Here is a 17,600-nt window from a genome sequence, read left to right as displayed (position 1 = left end):
TATTCATTAGTAAAATCCGGGCTTCACGACTGCGTGGCCGTAGTCGGCTTTCAGAAGATGTCCGAGATATCCTCTGCCGAGTCGCAGGAACGGATGGGACGCGGCGCCGACATTCAATGGGAGAGCCCCTTCGGCACCATGATGCCCGCTTACTACGCCACCTACGCCCAGGCGCACATGGCTAAATACGGCACAACCTCGGAAGACCTGGCCTTGATCCGGGTCAAGGCCGCCACCTACGGCCAGATCAACGAAAAGGCCGTTTACCGCAAGGCCGTAACCCTCGATATGTTTACCCAGCCCGAGGGCTCCATGGCGGGCCCCGTAGCGACCCCGCTGCGCGTAGGAGACTGTTGCGCCAATGCTGACGGCAGTTCCTGCGTAATCGTGGCCAGCGAAGAGAAGGCCAAATCCTTCTGCAAGAAACCCGTTTGGATCATGGGCCTCGGTTCGGCCACCACGGCGGTAAACATGGCGGGACGGGACCTGTTTACGGGTCTTTCTGCAGCCAAGGCATCCGGCGAGCAGGCCTACAAGATGGCGGGCGTTACCGCGAAGGATATTGATGTAGCAGAGGTGCACGACTGTTTCACGATTGCTGAACTGCTGGCCTATGAAGCCCTGGGTTTTGCCAAGCCCGGAGAAGGCATAGGCCTGATCCGGAACAAGGAAACCTACAAGGAGGGCAGGATCCCCGTGAATGTTGACGGCGGCCTGTTGTCCAAGGGGCATCCCATCGGCGCCACCGGCGGCTCGCAGATCAGGACGATCGTCCTGCAGCTCAGGGGCGAAGCGGGCGCGATGCAGGTGAAGGATCCGGCAATTGGTCTGGTGCATAACATCGGCGGCGTTGGTCTTTACGGCAACGTCACCATCTTGGGGAGGTAGAATAATGGCTGAGAAAAAAGAAGTAGATGCGCGCTTCAAAAAATTCGGGACGGTGAGCTTTACCTCCCTGACGAAAACAAATGATTTCATCACGAAACTCGAAGAGGGCAAGGTCACGGGCACCAAATGCAAGGTCTGCGGCATGGTGTTTTTTCCGCCCCGGGCGGACTGTTACAAGTGCCTTTCCAGCGATATGGAATGGTTCACGGTGACCGGCACGGGCAAGCTCGTTACCTACAGCAAGCTGCAGTATGCACCGGTAGGATTTGAGGGCGACTTGCCCTACTCCATTGCCCTTTTGGACTACGGAACCTACAAGGTATTCGGACGGCTCGCCGCCGATGTACCCGAAGCGGATATAAAAGTAGGCATGGCGATGAAGGCCGCGCCCAATCCCCTGCCAAACGGTCAGATTAACTATGTCTTTCATAAGGCATGAGGTGAATAATGGCGTACACATACATTAAAACGGAAAAAGATGGCGGCATTGCCCGCATTATCTTCAATCGGCCCAAACACAACATGCTGAGCATCGCCATGATGAAGGAAATCAACAGCGAACTTTCGGCGCTCCTGGCGGACAAGGACCTGAAATGCTTAGTCATCACCGGCGAGGGGCCCAGTTGGTGCGCCGGCGTAGATGTGGGTGACCATAAGCCGGAACTCGTGGACGAGATGATCGCCACCTTCAACCGGCTCTTTGAACTCATGGACAAGCTGGAGATCCCGACCATCGCAGCGGTGCACGGCGCCTGCCTTGGCGGAGGGATGGAGGTGGCCATCGCCTGCGACATGATCATCGCGGCCAAAGGCGCCTCCTTCGGCCAGCCCGAAATCAAGCTGGGCTTCTTTCCTCCCTACGCGGCCATCCGTCTGCCCAAACTGATTGGACAGGCCAAGGCCCTGGAAGTCTGCGTTACAGGCAAGCGCTACACGGCCGACGAGGCCCGCTCCCTGGGGTTCGTATCCCAGACGACGGACGATGACAAGTTTAGCGCGGAGCTGGAAAAACTGGTGGGCGAAATAAAATCAAGCAGCCCGCTCATCATTCGCCTCAACAAACGCGCCGTCCGGCAGAACCTGGATAAGGGATTTGCCGCGGCCCTGGCGGATGTGGGAAATCTCTTCCTGAACACCCTCATGAAGACCGAGGATACACAGGAGGGCATGAACAGTTATTTCGAGAGACGCAAGGCGGAATGGAAAAACAGGTAATGCCTTGTTTCTATTGTTGATTTAATAACCAGGGGCGCGGAATATCGCGCCCCTTTTTTACAGGAAACCACAAATTCCCCCTTTAGCAAAGGGGGAGTAAGGGGGATTTGATCTCCATTTTCAGGTCAATCGCTGATGACAGCATGCCATCACAAAGGACAAAGAAAATCTTCCCTACCCCCTCTTTGCCAAAGAGGGGAACCGTAAATTCCCCCTTTAGAAAAGGGGGAGCAAGGGGGATTTGATCTCCATTTTCAGGTGAAACTCTTTATGCCCCGCAGACTGAAATCCATTCTCACTCACCCCTTGATTACAGTGCTGCTTTACTGGATAGTGCGCTGCTATAGCCGGACTTTCCGGTTGACCGTGGAAAATGAAGCTGCCTGGCTTGCTTACCTGCAAGGGGGAGGGAAGGTCCTGTTGTGTGGCTGGCATCAGCAGTTTTTCGCCATCATCAGGCACTTTGAAAATTATCGTTCATACCGGCCCAGCATCATGATCAGTCAGAGTCAGGATGGGGAAATGATTGCCGGTGTTGCGGCGAAGTGCGGCTGGCTCCCCGTCCGAGGCTCCTCATCACGGGGAGGAAGTCAGGCGCTGAAGATCCTTGTGGAAAAATTAAAAGAAAACGGCCTGGCCGCCCATATCGCTGACGGTCCCCAGGGACCGGCGGGCAAACTGAAACGCGGCGCTATTTACCTTGCCCAGGCCACCGGCGCGTCCATTGTCCCGATGTATATTTCCGCCGACAAGGCTTGGCACTTCAACAGTTGGGACAGGTTCATGCTCCCCAAACCCTTTTCCCGCGTCACGCTGCGTTTCGGCGCCATGATCAATCTCACTCCTACGGATACCCCGGAGGAACTGGAAAGGCAGCGGAAATATGTTGAAGACATCATGTTGCCCGGCCTGATTTTGTAAAACCTGCCAGCATATTGCCATATTCATTGACAAAGGCCAGACTATGGAGTAGCTTGAACGCATAAACAAATCCTAACTTACTAAGAGAAAATCATGATCACCGTTGCCGAAGCCATTGAGCAAATATTGCAGACCATTAATCCCCTCGGCCTGGAAAGGGTAAATATCCTGGATGCCTTGGGCAGGGTTTTGGGTGAGGACATCACTGCGGGTCGCAATATCCCCCCCAAGGACAATTCCGCCATGGACGGTTATGCCCTCCGGTTTCAAGATACGATCGGAGCATCCCCGCATCATCCCGTCGTGCTTGAGGTAATTGAAGATATTCCGGCCGGCGCCATCCCCCAAAAAAGCATTGCCGCCGGCCAGTCGGCGCGGATAATGACGGGCGCTCCCCTGCCGGTGGGAGCCGATGCCGTTCTGAAAATGGAAGATACGGAAAAAGACGGGCAAAAAATCAGGATTATGGCGGAGGCCCAAAGCGGGCAGGACATCAGGCGGGCCGGCGAGGACGTGCGGGAAGGAGAGCTGGTTATCCCCCGGGGAACCAGCGTCCGGCCGGCGGGCATCGGCATGCTGGCCTCCCTGGGACGTTCCTTTGTCAGTGTCTATCAGCGGCCCTTAATTGCCGTTCTGGCAACGGGAAACGAGCTGTTGGATATAGACGAAAGCCCTTCGCCCTGGAAAATCATCAACAGCAATAGTTATTCTCTTGCCTCCCAGGCGCTGGACTGCGGCGCCTTGGTCATGCAAATGGGCATCGCCAAAGACAAGCGCGAAGACCTCCTCGCCAGGTTCCAGGCCGCCATGCGGGCCGACGTCATTATTTCCTCCGGCGGCGTTTCCGTGGGGGACTACGATCTGGTGAAGGACATCATGCAGGAAGTGGGCAGCCGGATGCAATTCTGGCAGGTCGCCATGAGACCGGGCAAGCCGCTTGCATTCGGGAGGATAGGCAATGTTCCCATGTTTGGTCTGCCCGGCAATCCCGTCTCCTCGATGATATCTTTTGAGCAGTTCATCAGGCCGGCCATCTTAAAGATGATGGGGCACCAGGAGATATTTCGCAAAACGGTCCGCGCCGTCCTGCAAGAAGATATTGAAAAAAGAAAGGGTTTTACGCACTTTATCAGGGCCCTTGTGAAGGCCGGCGCCGGTGGCTATACCGTCTCCACTACGGGTGAGCAAGGGTCGGGAATCCTGAAATCCATGGTCCGGGCCAATGGCCTTATAGTGCTGCCGGAGAACACGGAGAAAGTGAAGGCCGGCACAGAGGTCAAGGTGCAAATGCTCGACAATTCGCTGAGTTGGACGTCGCAGCCTGAATACCTGTGACCAGAACAGGAATTTATTGTTTATTTTGCGGAAGTGCCAAGGTCACTGGTGGGCCTCTCGGACTTCAAATCCGGTGTAGGGCGCTAAAACCGTCCTGGGTGGGTTCGATTCCCATGCACTTCCGCCAATTTATTAATGAATTTCGCATTTTAGCGAATAAATATTTTAACCTGTCATTAGCTTTTGTTAACCTTCGGTTTTTAGCGCCCATAACCGGACTTGAATTTGTCCGTATCAATATTATTCATGCTTTGAAGCAGGCGCATATCAACCTCATTGTGCAACAGGTACCCCAATTAACGTTTTATAGCCACTATGTCATTGACATACAAATCTGGTCTGCTTATACATATATTAAAAAATAATACCTTATCAAAAATTATGGCAAGTTCTTAAAATATAGGGCTTTCTGACTGCTGATGCATTACTCTGGAAGATATTTCTGTTTTACCTCGGGGCTGCATGAAAGGCTGACAAGTTGAAAAAAGAAAATCTTTACATTGCTCTTATAAACACTTTGATCGGAATGGGCCTTACCTCCCTTCTGAAGGGCAGTATCCTTGCTTACGCTCTCATCGTCATCTTAATCGTCACTATAATTTTCATAGAACGAGCATGGATTTTCGAGAACGTATTTAGAGGTAATAAACGTTATGCCGCAGCGGTATATTTCTTGTTGGCCACCATAATGCTTGTCGTTCTATTTTTTATTACTGCGCCCAACCGCGATACATCCACCATCGTCAAGCGGATAAATGTTTTTATGCAAAATGTCACGGCAGGTGAATATCAGGGGGCTTATGAACAACTCTCCGAGACGTCTAAAAAAACATATACCTTGAAAGATTTCGCCGACGATCATAAGGAAAAGCAGATAAAGTTCCAAAATTTCATCATCCATGAGGTCATATTTAACAAATACGATAATAGTCAAGCTGTAGCTACGCTTTCAAGCCCCTTCTTGCTCTATGGCCGCGAAACCTTAAACCTGGAGATGATCAAAGAGGGAGGAGAGTGGCGGATCGTTTTCAGCAGAACCATTATTCAACCCAACATTCCCAGCCGAGGGGCAAGTAAAAAGAATGGCGGCCTGATCACCAATTTCCTAAACAAACTCTTTTGATAAGATTTTGTGCGGTTTTTTTAACCATTAACTTTTGTTAAGCTTCGGTTTTAGCGCCCATAACCGGACTTGAATTATCCGTATCAATTATTCATGCTATTGAAATTGTACCACCCTCCACCTAAATATTACTCCTTAAAAATGGTACATTTTGCTTGACTTTGAAACCTTAACTCCGTATGAGCTCACTAATACTCGGTTTAATATAAAAATATCGCTATAAAGTTGAGCTGACAAGGGGAAAGGAGCTTGGGGGATGAAATGGCTTTATTTAATCGCGGCTTTCTTGTTGATTATGATTTGCACGATGATCTTTATCGAGAGACAAGAGAATGTAGTTGCTCAGGGACAAGGCCCGCAACTGCAGGTTTCGATTGATACGCTAAAAGACTTTCCAACGGCGGCAGGGAAAAAGAAGTAGGGCTCCTACGGATTCAACTTTTGTTAACCTTCGTTTTTTTTGCGCACCACACCGGACTTGAATTGTCCGTTTGATTTGATCAAGGGCAATCACAACATTATCTTCTGAAATAAAATCACTGATTTTGTTTTCTTCATAACTATGATAATAATAACCCACAGTTGTAGATATGATTTTGTCAACAGAAACGAAGAATTATATTAAATTTTGCCCCGAATAGAGGTTCATATAGTTGATAATTGGAAAACAGCCGGTAGCATTAACCTTTAATAACGGGAGATTGGTATTACCCAACCGTCATTTGCGGTAATAGATTTAGACCTCTTCATTACCTTGCAGCATATAACGCATCGTTCGGGAATGGGCAAAGCTGCTGTTTCGGCAACTTACCCGGAGAGTCTGGAGGTCGGCGATGGTATCAATATCCCGCCAGGGCAGCAGGACGGAGACGTTAAAGTTCGCACGCCGGAAAACCTCCCGGGTAAGCGAATAAACTTTCCACGTACTCCAGGGCATCCCGCAAAAAATAGCCGGGAGAAAGGCCTGCGACTGAAAACCCAGCAGATAATAACCGCCATCACAGGCCGGCCCGATGACGGCGGGGTGGGTGGTCAAGCGGGTCAATCCCTCGTTAATGATTTCACTTGTGAGGTCGGGGGTATCGCTCCCGAGCAGGATTGCCCGGCTGTATCCCGCCGCAAAGCTGGCCAGAAAGGCGTTTTGCATCCGTTCGCCCAGATCACTCCCCTGCTGGGGGACGCAGGTATAGGAGCTGCCCAGCCAAGCCCGGATCTCCTGCCCGGCCTCAGGGGGATAAAAGCACACCCACAGGTCATACTTGACCCTGGCTGTGATAGTGGACAGGGTATCCAGCATATCCAGGACAAAATTACGATAGAGTTCCCTCGCCGTTACTTCGCCGACCGCCTCTGCCAGCCGTGATTTAACGGTCGTCTGCTCCGGTGCTTTAACAAAAAAAAGGATGCAATCCTTATTTCTTTCGCTCGCCGCCATAATCTTCCTGCCTTCAATTCAGATCGTGATTTGCGTTTTTATAATAGCGGGCCAGCTTTTCCGGCGGTCTACCCAGCATATAGGCCGCCAGCAGCAGCCAGTTGCGCAGGGTGGCGCAGAGCACACCCTCGCTTTCCCAGCGGCGGGGGGAAGTAACGACCGGGCGGGGGATAATGGTGATCTTGCCACCCCTTTTCTTGATCTGACGCATCAGGGCGACATCTTCCATAATGGGTATGACCGGAAATCCCCCCAGATTCCGGAAGGCGGTGCGGCGGATAAAAATGGCCTGATCACCGTAAGGGATGCGGGTAAGACGGGAACGTAAGGAAGCAATCCAGGCAATTAACCGGTAAATCCATTTACCGGAACGGATGCCCAGGTTGAAGGCCCCTCCCCAATAAGCGGAGCCGGTCATCGCCCGGCCAATCAGCTGCAGGGCGTCGGTCGGCAAGCGGGTGTCGGCATGAAGAAAAATAAGGACATCGCCTGATGCCAAAGCGGCCCCCGCATTCATCTGCCGGGCCCTGCCGGGAGGTGAGGGAAGACAGATGACATCGCTTGCCGCGATGGGCAGCATGGTGTCCTGATCGGCGCTGCCATCTACAACGATGATCTCGCAGTGCCCGGCGTCTTTCAACCGGCGCAGATGATCAAGCAGATCATTTATTCCGGCGGCTTCATGCAGGACGGGAATAATTACGGAGAAACGCATGCTCATGGCGTTATTAACGAATGCCGGCTGCCGGTCATGGTTACCAGTGTTCGTAGCGCACCAGTTCCGGCAATAGTTTTCTGTGGTTCGCTTTTTGCTGGTTTGCTGCATAGCCGATGGGCGTTAAGGCAATCGGCTCCACACCCTCGGGCAGTTTCAGCAAGGCCCGCAGCTCCTGGGGGTTGAAGGCCGCGATCCAGCAGGTGCCCAGGCCCAGGTCAGTCGCCGCCAGGATCAGGTGATCCATGGCAATCGTGGCATCCACTTCGGCATAGTTCTTGTTGTCCATCCGCAGCCAGGCCCCTTCATAAACAGCGCAGACAACGACTATTACCGGGGCCTGACTTAGCCAATCCCGCTCGTAAATTCGCTTCAGTTCCTCTGTCCGGCCGGCGGTGTGCAGGACAATAAGCTGAAAAGGCTGGTAATTATGCGCCGTGGGGGCCAGCCGGGCGGCCTCGAGCACCTTCTGCAGCTTATCATCCGGCACCGGATCGGGCTTATAGGCCCGCACACTGTATCTCTTGCCGATCAATTCCTGAAAATCCATGACAATCCTCCAGTTTTCTAGGAGTTTAAGGCCAGAGGCCCTGTTTTGTCAAGAGGGATCGCCAATCGCTCTCAAGCGATGTTTGCCGGCCAGCGCGGCGACGAGCAGCATGGCCGCCAGCGCCAGCCCGATGTTGAACAGAAAGTAGCCATGGTAGCCCCACCGACCCACCAGGGCGCCGCCCAGTACGGGGCCGAGGAAATATGCCGCCTGAACGGCGAAGAGCATCAGGTTGGCATTAAAAGGGCGAAGCCGGGGGGCGGAAACCTCCAGCATCAAGCCGTTTAAACTCGGGTTCCCCATTCCCATACCCGCGCCAAATATTAGCGCCACCAGAGAGATCGCCCAGGCCCCCGGCAGGTGGTACAGCCCCAGATGTCCCAGGGCGATAATGGCAAAGGTGGCCGCCAGCATCCAGGCCTTGTCAACGGCATCGAAAAGTCGCCCTGCCAGCAGGCGGAGGACAATCATCACACCCATCTGCACCGAGAAAAAGGACCCCACGTTGATGATACCCTGCTGATCGGCAAACCCCTTGAATAAAAAGAATATACTGCTCCAGTTCATCATGTAGACGAGGTGCAGGAGCAGCAGAAGCGCCACCGGCAGTTGCGTTATATTGGCGCGGATGGCTGCCCAGCCAGGGAAATGCGTACTTTCCGCCTCGTCCGTCTGCTCACGGTGGCGGCGACGGATCTGCCAGGTAACCCACGCCGCCGGCAGCAGCATCACAGTAGCCCCCGCATAACCGTGCGGAGGAGTTGGGATAAAAAAGGTCAGCGCATCCATTACTGCCGGCACCGTCCCGAAGGGCAACAGCATGGCCACGGAGTAGATGGCAAAGGCTTGCCCACTTTTCTCCTTGGGAATGAAGGACACGAAAAGCGCCATCGTTCCGGCTCCCAGGAGAAACTGCCCGAGACCGTTCAACATGCGCAAGACGAGTAAACCCCAAAAGGACTGGACAAAAAAATAACAAAAGCCGCAGATGGCCAGCCCTGCCATCCCCGCCAGCATTGTCCGCGGCGCGTTGGCAGGGGTAAGAAAGGGGCTCACCAGCAGGTAGAGGAACATGGCGGTGAGCGAGTAGGCGCCGATCACCAGCCCACACAGGTCGGCCGGTATCCCGAGCGTCCGCAGATAATTGAACAGGTTGTAGAAGACCGAGATATTGCAGTAGGCCACGAATGTTACGAAACACAGACCCAGGAACTCAAAGGTCAAAAGTCGGCGGGGTTCAGTCATATTGTGGGCCTTTTTTTCTCTGCCCTATAACAGAAAAAGGATGATTGGGTAGCTTTCTTGTATGTCAATGTGCCCTGCATGTCAATGGAATAACTGACCATCGTTCATCGGTGTTAGGTTTTGACAATATACAAATAACATTGCGGAGAGGAACATCGGCGGACCGGGGGTGTTCTTTGTGAAGCAACTGATTCCCGCCATCCGGTACCGGTTGGAAGATGGACGGAACATCCTCACCCTTCCGACCGCCACCATGGCCGTGCTGTGAGAGAAGGGGGGCGCGTTATCAGGCGAAACTGACCTCCAGCATGGAGAAGTAGTCGTCTAAGGTCGCGATGCTAATCACCGATACGGGAGCAATCAAAAGGATGGATGTTCTGCACGGTAATTAACGCATCTAACCGACCTTTGGGGAATCATTTTTACTTGAGCACTAAATAAACAGACTTTCTCTTGGTAATCAGCGAATCCTCTTGCAGAAGGGCATGGGGATGGCAGAAAGACTCTCCACCTATAACTGTTGGGGACGGGGTACGATAAAATGTAACAATTACTGCTTGAGATGTTGAGAAATAACATCATGTCGTCTTTGCGTAAGATATTTATTTACGACCAACGAAACATCGGTTAGCGACGCCTCGCTGCCTGCGATGGCAGAGCCATCCGGAGCCACCCTGTAAAACATAAATTTTCTAAAGATTCGATCGTTGTCCAGCAGGGAGGAATGCACATTATTCCACTGAGCCTTTATTCCATTTGTATGAAGCGCATTATTTAATACTCTTTCCACATCTTTAGGAAACCCGGGATCAATCATTCTATCCAATGGAATGCCGCATTCCCTGTTTGTCAAACCTTCAGAGCTAAGCAAGTCGCATAAAGAATGTCTATAGACTTCGTATTCTGCTTCATATTTTGCCTGTGTTGCTAGATTTTCTAATACGCCAATTACTGCTTTGACCGCGCTATAAGCCGCGAAACACACTACGAAGGCAACTATATACAGACAACAATCATAGCAGATGTTAACCCACCGCCTTTCTTCTACCTTCTTTATAAAGGGGGTTTCATTGAGTTTATAATGGGTTTCGTCTCCCCACACGAGGTTCTCCTCTCAGATGCTCCTGTTTTCCTGTGACATGTTATTTTGAACCTTGAAATGGGCAAGGGCGTCCGATACGTACTTCGCTTCCTGATTTATTATCGTCAATGAATATTCTATTTTTTCTTTTGTATCCAAATCATTGACACGTCCTTTAAGATCTTGCAAAGTAACCGTCAACTTCTCATGATCTGTCAGCAGCTGCCCGATAATGCCCGCAATTCCATCGATCATCTTATTGATTCTATCACATTCCGCCTTGAAATAATCATGTTTCCTCAAATAGACCTTGCGCGTCAAATCTCCCTCGGCAAGCTTGTTGAAGGTACGAGTAAAGTTGAGCAGAGGGCCGCACATCCTGTGTGTCATAACAATCAAGCGCGCCATCAATAGAACCAGCATGATCAAAATAGCCGGAATCAACCATTGAATCAGCATGAGAAAAGTTTGCGCTGCACGATACTCACGGTCCAGATCATTTGAGAACATCATGTCGCGTACCAGAGGATAAAGGAGGATGCTCACCATTACAAATAAAATGGCGAGTACATAGATGAGGCTCTGGCGTATCAGGTGTAACTGCAGATCGGTATCTATAAGATAATTGCGAAAGCTCCTCTTGTATTCATTCCCCATGAATCAATGCTTCCTTTCCTTAGTTTGTCGCAATGTAAAATTGTATTCGTAGGCAAGATTTGAATGGACATGCCTGACTATAACCTTGAAGTCAGGTGGACCGGAAAACTTCAATCCGTTTCCCGAAATTATTTCAATCCGAATGCCCTCCGACGGGGTAAAGGGAAGGGCATTTGCCGACAGTGTTCCCGAGGATGGCTGGTCATATTGTACGAAATCGCCCGAAGCGCCGAGATAATGCCCGTGATCAATCATGTAATGCTCCTGCGCCTTAATAAAGTCTCTTAAATCATGCTGCATGGTGATTTTCCATGCTTTTGCGATAAATACCTGAAACGCGCCGATGGCAACCCCGACCATTATCGCCAGGATAATGATGCTTACCAGTAATTCGACAAGGGAAAAACCGCTCTTCTTTGTCGGCCAGAATAGTAAACCATGTTTTGACAGTTTTTTCATATATTTCAACCAGATATTATATCGTTAACTGCGGACTATTCCAAAAGAGATTGCCTGTTGAATCGAGATTCAGTCATAAGGCTCACGGGATTACAGGGGGACTGATAATGATTGAGGGATACTCCTACGGTACGTTGCTGTCAAGAAATATTTCCGTGAGCGATACAGTTCATTTCCACTTGAACTACATCCAGTTACCTAAAACCGTTACGGCGAGATTTTCCATTTGTATTCCATAGCCAAATTATTGTACAAAACCGCAGGCTGTTTAGAAATGAAGCAATGATAGAAAATCATAAAAGTATTTTCCAACTGGAGGCTCTAAATGGCGGATACATGTTGCGTATGTGGGAAGAAACTCACGAAACGGATGAAATAGAATGCAGAGCTCATTGATAGTTTTCTGTCATCTGTCCTGGCAAACAGGAAGATTGGCCCCATCCCCCTGTGTTCAAAGTGCATAGACAGGCGCCTGGTTTCCCCTTCTTCTTCCCCAACATACTTCTGCGCCTCCTTAAGGTACTCGTCGGATATCTTGTCTATTTTTTCTTTTTCATCGTCCCCAGGTTCCTCCTAGCTGCAAACCTTCAGGGCACACAGGGTGTACCCTTCGAAACCTTAATAATTACAAGCTGACCGTTTTCTGCAAATTCTTTAAAATAGATGGTTTTTTCACCAACGGTCAGTTTATGGTTCTCATAGTTGTGACTCCTGATCCTGATATCGCCTACCCTGCGATGCAACACAACACTACCCGAACCATCGGGTTGAAGTCCATAGTATTCAAATACCCCTGCAGAAGGACTCTCTACCATGACAACAGAAACACCCTGTGATTCCGTGTATACCAAGGTTTCACGGACAGGCGCAAGATATATGGAATTAATAAACTCAAAATAGAAGGGCATTCCCACTTCCAGTGGAAGGCAGGCTGATACCCTTTTCGAATCACCGCTTAAAACAGCCAGATATACAACCGGTCTGGCTACCATGGCTGTCTGCGAACAGATCACAATACCCAGAAAAACCCATATAGAAAGTTTATGCATTCGCCAATCCCTAGCCCAAATTCATGAAGGCAAGAATATTCGTCTATAATAACAGTAGCTTAAAGACAGCAAATCTCGTTTTCTGGCACTACATATTTTAGTGGTCATAGAATCTTTTTCACCACCCGTCCAGGCACGGAAGCAATATATGCGATCCATTAAATAAGTTGACATAAATGGTGACTATTTTTCCCATTATGCCATTTAGCATTATCGATGCACAAAGTTATTCGTGAGTAATTACTGTAACTTTCCTTTATCAGGTCCATGGTTGATATGAAGGTTTCCGCATTTCCTCTGGGGATTCTTCAAACTGCTGGGGCGACCGGAACGCTTTTCTTCACTCCTATGATGCCCTTCTCGTTCACCCGCTTTACCAGATCATAAATGCCTTGGCGAGACAAATTGTGCCTACGACTCAGATGATCAATCGGGGCCTTGTCCAAACTACCAGAAGACCGTTGCAGCCATCAACGTATCAGGTTTAGTATCCACTACCATCCTAAAGCGCCTTAAAAAGGAAATCGTTCCGGCAGTTATGAAAACTGATGCCCAGATATCTCTCGCTCTCGGCTATATTTCGGGCAAAGATGAAAGAAGGTCGGGGGAATAATAATAAAATTGGGGGTAAGCACTTGACTCAACCACCTCCTACATGTTACGCCTAACCGCGGGAGACTATCCACGCAACCCCCCGCCAAGCCGCTACGCCAGCGCCGGGTTCTGACAAACTAAAATCTGATCGCCCACGACATATTGTGGTCGGTTGAGCTAAGTGCATACCCCAATAAATAAAACATAGGGGGTGATCAGGAAATGGCAAGGTATTTTAATAATAAAAAGGAGGGTTTATCTAATGGAGAGCAATACGTTTTTTGACAAAGGCAAAGAAATTGATCGGCGGGATTTCCTCACACTCACATCAGCGGCAGCAGGAACGATCTTATTGGGCAATCCTCTCAGCCTCTTTGCCCTGGAGAAGAAAAGGATTTCTATCGCCACAGGGGGGATGGGGGGGGTCTATTTTGTAATCGGGGGAGGCATTGCGAGCATCCTCACAAAGTATGCCGGTGTAGAAGCTGCGGCGGAGGTAACTGCCGCATCGGTAGACAATTGCAAACTCCTTGGCGCAAAAAAATCTGACATCGCTATGGTTATTGCCGACACTGGATATGATGCATACAAAGGTTCGGGGAACTTCAAATTACCTATTCCCCTCCGGACACTATGCGTCCTCTATCCTCACATGAACCATATTGTGACGATAGATGGGAAGGGAATAAAAAAAGTAGCTGATCTCAAGGGAAAAAGGGTATCTACCGGCGCTCCGGGAAGCGGAACAGAGGTTATTGCCTTCAGAATACTTGAAGCAGCAGGTATCAGCCATGAAAAAGATATAAAAAAGGATCGTTTGGGCGCTTCAGAATCCTCAGGTGCACTGAAGGACGGAAAAATTGATGCCTATTTCTGGTCAGGAGGCGTTCCCACCTCTTCAGTTCTCGACATTGCTGCCTCTCCGGGGGTAAATATCTATCTTATCCCCCATGATGATCTTGTTGGCAAAATGACCGCCAAATACGGTCCCATTTATTATAAGTCGGTCATTCCCAAAAAGATTTATACCGGTATAGAGGTTGATACTCCCGTATCTGCCGTGAGCAACCTGCTCATGTGTCACCAGGATATGGATGAGCAACTGGCCTATGATGTAGTAAATACGATTTTTGGACACTTAAAAGAACTGGTCGCCATTCACAAGGAAGCGCAAAATATAATTATGAAGGATAATGGGTCAAATAAATTTGTCCCATTCCATAAAGGCGCTCAGAAATTCTTTAAGGAAAAGGGGATAAACGTCTTTGCATGAAACAAGTGTGAGCGTACAGGGGGATTGCCCGTCTCCTGTACGCTTTGTTCCGGTATATCTCAAAAACTTTCCGGAGGGATAATAATGGAGAAAGAAATAAGCTTGGTCGATAGCGCTTCCGATAGTCTTACTGAAGAACAAAGGAAAAAGATTGATGAACTCATTCAAGAGGAAGAAGGTATCACAAGAAAGGTAACAGGTTTCTGGGATATTGCAATCACAGTGCTTGCCGTATCAATGTCATTATTTGCAATATACTCTGCCATTTTTCCCGTAACAACCCAGATATTGCGCGGCATCCACGTTGCCTTTCTGCTTACTCTTTCCTTTCTTTACTATCCCATGGCAAAAAGGTTTAAAGGTAAGATTAATCTCATAGACATATTTCTTGCCCTTTTAAGCATTGCATGCATTGCCTATATGTTCATTGACTTTGAGGATTTTATCTACCGTGCAGTAACGCCAGAACCCTGGGATAAGATCTTCGGGATCATATTTATCCTCCTTGTCCTGGAGGCGACAAGGAGAAGTTCCGGTTTGATTATGCCCATCACCTGTATCATCTTTCTCGCGTACACCTATTATGGTCCGTTGCTTCCTGCGCCGTGGACACACAGGGGCTATGACATAGAACGTATCATAGGTCACGTTCTGTATATTCGGCGGCTTCCTCACCGTGTCCGGCGCAGGAAAATTCTTTGTTGACTTTGCCTTTACCGCCATGGGAGGAAAACCGACCGCTGCAGGCAGGTCTGTAGTTGCAACATCCTATCTTCTCGCAATGGCTTCAGGATCAGGGGTTGCAAATACCGTGGCAATAGGCTCCGTGGCATACCCTATGCTGAGAAAAGCAGGTTATGACAGGGACAATGCGGGCGGATTTCTCGCAGCAGGAGGCATGGGCGCTGTTATCACGCCACCCGTGATGGGCGCCGCAGCATTCCTCATTGCCGAGTTTCTCAAGATCAGCTACGTTGACGTGATTTTCCTTGCCACTATTCCTGCAGCCCTCTATTACTGGGGACTCCTCCTCATGGTTGAGTTTGATGCAAAGAAATTTGGACTCAGGGCTGTCCAGATCGAGAAAAAATATACCCTCTGGCAGCTCACAAAGATGTATGGCTTCCAGTTTCTCCCCCTCATTGCCATTGTCGTCTTTTTAGTGAAAGGTTTCACTCCCCAGGTTTCAGTCCTTGCCGCAATCATCACCTGTTTCCTGGTTTCCTTTATCAGGAAGGATACACGATTTACCCTACCTAAAATCATTCGGGCCTTAAAAGAGGGGTCTATCACGGTGCTTAATGTTGCAGCCATATGTGCAGCAGCAGGCATTATCGTAGGGACCGTAAGCCTCACAGGGCTCGGCCTCAAACTCTCTACAATCATAATTGGATACGCGGGAGGTAATCTGGTAATAACCGCCATTCTTGCGGGGGTCATTCTGTGGGTGATCGGCCTTGCCGTTCCCATTACCGCAACCTACATCATTGCCGCAGTCATCGTGGCTCCTGCCCTTACAAACCTTGGGGTGCCGGATTATGCAGCCCATATGTTCATCTTCTATTACGCATTGCTTTCGGAGGTATCACCCCCCACCGCACTATCGCCCTTTGCCGCGGCGGCGATTACCGGCGGCAACCCCTACAAAACCACAGTGATGGCATGGAAATATGCCATCACTGCCTTCCTTATCCCCTTTATTTTTGTACTCTTGCCCGGAGGGAGAGCCCTCCTAATGCATTTCGAAGGTATAGGCATACCTGAAGGGATCTGGACGATCTTTACCGCCTTTCTTGGTATAGGCATGCTTGCATCCGGCTGTTCGGGGTGGTTGCTGAAAAGACAAAATATCCTTGAACGGGTCATTACCATTATAGGTGCCTTGTGTTTTGTCTATCCTCATGCATTTGGTGATATCGTCGGATTCATCTGTCTTGCCCTTGTGCTTTTCATGCAGAAGGTATTAAGGAAGAATGATTCCGGCGCCGTACATGCCGCTGCATAAGGGATATACCGGCACACTATAATTATTAACCCTATCAACGGAGGAGGGGCCCATGAGTATGTACCCAGAGATAAACGATAAACTTATGACCCTTAAAGAGGCTGTGTCACGGTTTATCAAGGACGGCAGCCAGATCGCTATAGGCGGATTTACCGTGACACGGAACCCGATGGCAGTAATATACGAAATCGTGCGGCAGAAGATTAAAGACATCCATCTTGTCTGTCACTCACACGGTCAGGGGCTTGATGTTCTCATAGGCGCCGGTTCAGTCAAGAGGCTCGAAATCGCCTATGGCGGGAATGGCAGATACGCCCCCACCTGTATTCGTTTTAAAAAGGCCATCCAGGGTGGGGAGATAGAATTCGAAGATTATTCAAACTACCAGATGAGTCTGAGATTTCTTGCAGGCGCGATAGGCATCCCTTTTATATCGACAAAATCAGGCCTTGGCTCCGATATCCTGAACTACCAAGGGTTTTCTGAAGAAGTGCGGAAAGAAAGAAAGGTTGCGCGAAAAAAGTACGTTACCATTCAGAACCCTTTCAATGATATTGACGACAAGGTCGTGCTTCTCCCTGCCTTATCTCCTGATGTGGCGCTTATTCATGCCCAGTATGTGGGTGATGACGGCACGGTACGCATCAAAGGGCTAACCTTTGCCGATCTGGAACAGGCAAAATCAGCAGATACGGTCATCGTTACCTGCGAAGAGATTGTTCCCCGCTCCTTTATCCGCCTTGATCCTGATCAGAATTCACTCCCCCCCTTCCTTGTAGACGCCATCGTAAAGGTACCCCACGGAGCACACCCTACAGCATGTTTTTCCTTTTATGACTATGATCCCATACATCTCAACCTCTATAAAAAGATTGCCGGCGATGATGCCCTGTTCAGGGCATATCTCAATGAATGGGTCTATGGTGTCAATTCACACGAAGAGTATCTTGAAAAGATCGGCACGACACAGATGCAAAAGATAAAAGCAAACTCCGTGCTTGGTTACGCAGCCGGCCTTGACAGGAAATGAATCACCCTGCGGCTTGCTGCGGGTT

The 17,600-nt window shown here is 49.7% G+C and carries 19 protein-coding genes and 1 tRNA gene; 12 read left to right on the top strand and 8 right to left on the bottom strand.

All coding sequences use genetic code 11. From position 1 onward, the window contains the following. The 8 genes from NT140_09700 to NT140_09665 form a co-directional block, all read left to right on the top strand. Window positions 1-888: acetyl-CoA acetyltransferase (locus tag NT140_09700; protein MCX5832141.1), on the top strand; the 888-nt coding region annotated here is incomplete at its 5' end. Between the two features lie 4 nt (window positions 889-892). Next, on the top strand, window positions 893-1,327 hold the full coding sequence (locus NT140_09695) for a Zn-ribbon domain-containing OB-fold protein (GenBank protein ID MCX5832140.1): 435 nt from the start codon (window positions 893-895) through the stop codon (window positions 1,325-1,327). 8 nt (window positions 1,328-1,335) lie between these two features. Beyond that, complete coding sequence (locus NT140_09690) at window positions 1,336-2,103, top strand: enoyl-CoA hydratase/isomerase family protein (GenBank protein ID MCX5832139.1); 768 nt, start codon at window positions 1,336-1,338, stop codon at window positions 2,101-2,103. Between the two features lie 270 nt (window positions 2,104-2,373). After that, entirely contained in the window at window positions 2,374-3,024 is a 651-nt protein-coding gene (locus NT140_09685; protein MCX5832138.1) for a lysophospholipid acyltransferase family protein, read from the top strand. A 93-nt stretch (window positions 3,025-3,117) separates the two neighbouring features. Continuing rightward, a complete protein-coding gene (locus NT140_09680; protein ID MCX5832137.1) occupies window positions 3,118-4,359 on the top strand; it encodes a molybdopterin molybdotransferase MoeA in 1,242 nt (413 codons plus the stop codon). 29 nt (window positions 4,360-4,388) lie between these two features. Continuing rightward, window positions 4,389-4,486, top strand: a tRNA-Sec gene (locus NT140_09675). Window positions 4,487-4,837: 351 nt separating this feature from the next. Then, window positions 4,838-5,482, top strand: a complete 645-nt coding sequence (locus NT140_09670; protein ID MCX5832136.1) for a hypothetical protein — start codon at window positions 4,838-4,840, stop codon at window positions 5,480-5,482. Between the two features lie 256 nt (window positions 5,483-5,738). Next, window positions 5,739-5,903, top strand: a complete 165-nt coding sequence (locus NT140_09665; protein ID MCX5832135.1) for a hypothetical protein — start codon at window positions 5,739-5,741, stop codon at window positions 5,901-5,903. A 315-nt stretch (window positions 5,904-6,218) separates the two neighbouring features. Here the strand turns inward: NT140_09665 and NT140_09660 are convergent, their stop codons facing one another. The 8 genes from NT140_09660 to NT140_09625 form a co-directional block, all read right to left on the bottom strand. After that, the gene (locus NT140_09660; protein MCX5832134.1) at window positions 6,219-6,917 is read right to left on the bottom strand and encodes a TIGR04282 family arsenosugar biosynthesis glycosyltransferase; all 699 of its coding nucleotides are present in this window, start codon (window positions 6,915-6,917) and stop codon (window positions 6,219-6,221) included. Between the two features lie 13 nt (window positions 6,918-6,930). After that, a complete protein-coding gene (locus tag NT140_09655) occupies window positions 6,931-7,632 on the bottom strand; it encodes a TIGR04283 family arsenosugar biosynthesis glycosyltransferase (GenBank protein ID MCX5832133.1) in 702 nt (233 codons plus the stop codon). A gap of 40 nt (window positions 7,633-7,672) precedes the next feature. Then, window positions 7,673-8,182 (bottom strand): nitroreductase family protein, encoded by a 510-nt coding sequence (locus NT140_09650; protein MCX5832132.1) that lies wholly within the window; start codon window positions 8,180-8,182, stop codon window positions 7,673-7,675. Between the two features lie 48 nt (window positions 8,183-8,230). Beyond that, on the bottom strand, window positions 8,231-9,427 hold the full coding sequence (locus tag NT140_09645; protein MCX5832131.1) for an MFS transporter: 1,197 nt from the start codon (window positions 9,425-9,427) through the stop codon (window positions 8,231-8,233). Between the two features lie 550 nt (window positions 9,428-9,977). Next, window positions 9,978-10,529: a hypothetical protein gene (locus NT140_09640; GenBank protein ID MCX5832130.1), complete on the bottom strand. Its 552-nt coding sequence runs from the start codon at window positions 10,527-10,529 to the stop codon at window positions 9,978-9,980. Window positions 10,530-10,541: 12 nt separating this feature from the next. After that, complete coding sequence (locus tag NT140_09635) at window positions 10,542-11,165, bottom strand: methyl-accepting chemotaxis protein (GenBank protein ID MCX5832129.1); 624 nt, start codon at window positions 11,163-11,165, stop codon at window positions 10,542-10,544. Window positions 11,166-11,168: 3 nt separating this feature from the next. Further along, window positions 11,169-11,624 (bottom strand): type II secretion system protein, encoded by a 456-nt coding sequence (locus NT140_09630; protein ID MCX5832128.1) that lies wholly within the window; start codon window positions 11,622-11,624, stop codon window positions 11,169-11,171. 587 nt (window positions 11,625-12,211) lie between these two features. Beyond that, window positions 12,212-12,616 carry a hypothetical protein gene (locus NT140_09625; protein MCX5832127.1) on the bottom strand — a complete coding sequence of 135 codons (405 nt, stop codon included), beginning with the start codon at window positions 12,614-12,616 and terminating at the stop codon, window positions 12,212-12,214. Window positions 12,617-13,529: 913 nt separating this feature from the next. Here NT140_09625 and NT140_09620 point away from each other — a divergent pair. The 4 genes from NT140_09620 to NT140_09605 all read left to right on the top strand — a co-directional run bounded on the left by NT140_09620 (window position 13,530) and on the right by NT140_09605 (window position 17,575). Then, window positions 13,530-14,540: a TAXI family TRAP transporter solute-binding subunit gene (locus NT140_09620; GenBank protein MCX5832126.1), complete on the top strand. Its 1,011-nt coding sequence runs from the start codon at window positions 13,530-13,532 to the stop codon at window positions 14,538-14,540. An 84-nt stretch (window positions 14,541-14,624) separates the two neighbouring features. Next, the gene (locus tag NT140_09615) at window positions 14,625-15,245 is read left to right on the top strand and encodes a hypothetical protein (protein MCX5832125.1); all 621 of its coding nucleotides are present in this window, start codon (window positions 14,625-14,627) and stop codon (window positions 15,243-15,245) included. Further along, window positions 15,217-16,545 (top strand): TRAP transporter fused permease subunit, encoded by a 1,329-nt coding sequence (locus tag NT140_09610; GenBank protein ID MCX5832124.1) that lies wholly within the window; start codon window positions 15,217-15,219, stop codon window positions 16,543-16,545. The genes NT140_09615 and NT140_09610 overlap by 29 nt, the downstream gene beginning before the upstream one ends. Before the next feature lie 52 nt (window positions 16,546-16,597). Then, window positions 16,598-17,575 (top strand): CoA transferase subunit A, encoded by a 978-nt coding sequence (locus NT140_09605; GenBank protein ID MCX5832123.1) that lies wholly within the window; start codon window positions 16,598-16,600, stop codon window positions 17,573-17,575. Window positions 17,576-17,600: the final 25 nt, after the last annotated feature.

The organism is Deltaproteobacteria bacterium (genome assembly GCA_026388415.1).
GTDB lineage: Bacteria > Desulfobacterota > Syntrophia > Syntrophales > JACQWR01 > JAPLJV01.
The sequence above is the reverse complement of the archived record's forward strand: the minus strand, read 5'-3'. Positions and strand labels throughout refer to the sequence as shown.

Bases quoted from the DNA above. Each gene is read 5' to 3' on its own strand.
- NT140_09660 (MCX5832134.1), bottom strand. From the start codon at position 6,917: ATGGCGGCGAGCGAAAGAAATAAGGATTGCATCCTTTTTTTTGTTAAA.
- NT140_09605 (MCX5832123.1), top strand. From the start codon at position 16,598: ATGAGTATGTACCCAGAGATAAACGATAAACTTATGACCCTTAAAGAG.
- NT140_09645 (MCX5832131.1), bottom strand. From the start codon at position 9,427: ATGACTGAACCCCGCCGACTTTTGACCTTTGAGTTCCTGGGTCTGTGT.
- NT140_09620 (MCX5832126.1), top strand. From the start codon at position 13,530: ATGGAGAGCAATACGTTTTTTGACAAAGGCAAAGAAATTGATCGGCGG.
- NT140_09680 (MCX5832137.1), top strand. From the start codon at position 3,118: ATGATCACCGTTGCCGAAGCCATTGAGCAAATATTGCAGACCATTAAT.
- NT140_09615 (MCX5832125.1), top strand. From the start codon at position 14,625: ATGGAGAAAGAAATAAGCTTGGTCGATAGCGCTTCCGATAGTCTTACT.
- NT140_09650 (MCX5832132.1), bottom strand. From the start codon at position 8,182: ATGGATTTTCAGGAATTGATCGGCAAGAGATACAGTGTGCGGGCCTAT.
- NT140_09665 (MCX5832135.1), top strand. From the start codon at position 5,739: ATGAAATGGCTTTATTTAATCGCGGCTTTCTTGTTGATTATGATTTGC.
- NT140_09655 (MCX5832133.1), bottom strand. From the start codon at position 7,632: ATGCGTTTCTCCGTAATTATTCCCGTCCTGCATGAAGCCGCCGGAATA.
- NT140_09685 (MCX5832138.1), top strand. From the start codon at position 2,374: ATGCCCCGCAGACTGAAATCCATTCTCACTCACCCCTTGATTACAGTG.
- NT140_09635 (MCX5832129.1), bottom strand. From the start codon at position 11,165: ATGGGGAATGAATACAAGAGGAGCTTTCGCAATTATCTTATAGATACC.
- NT140_09625 (MCX5832127.1), bottom strand. From the start codon at position 12,616: ATGGTAGCCAGACCGGTTGTATATCTGGCTGTTTTAAGCGGTGATTCG.
- NT140_09690 (MCX5832139.1), top strand. From the start codon at position 1,336: ATGGCGTACACATACATTAAAACGGAAAAAGATGGCGGCATTGCCCGC.
- NT140_09630 (MCX5832128.1), bottom strand. From the start codon at position 11,624: ATGAAAAAACTGTCAAAACATGGTTTACTATTCTGGCCGACAAAGAAG.
- NT140_09695 (MCX5832140.1), top strand. From the start codon at position 893: ATGGCTGAGAAAAAAGAAGTAGATGCGCGCTTCAAAAAATTCGGGACG.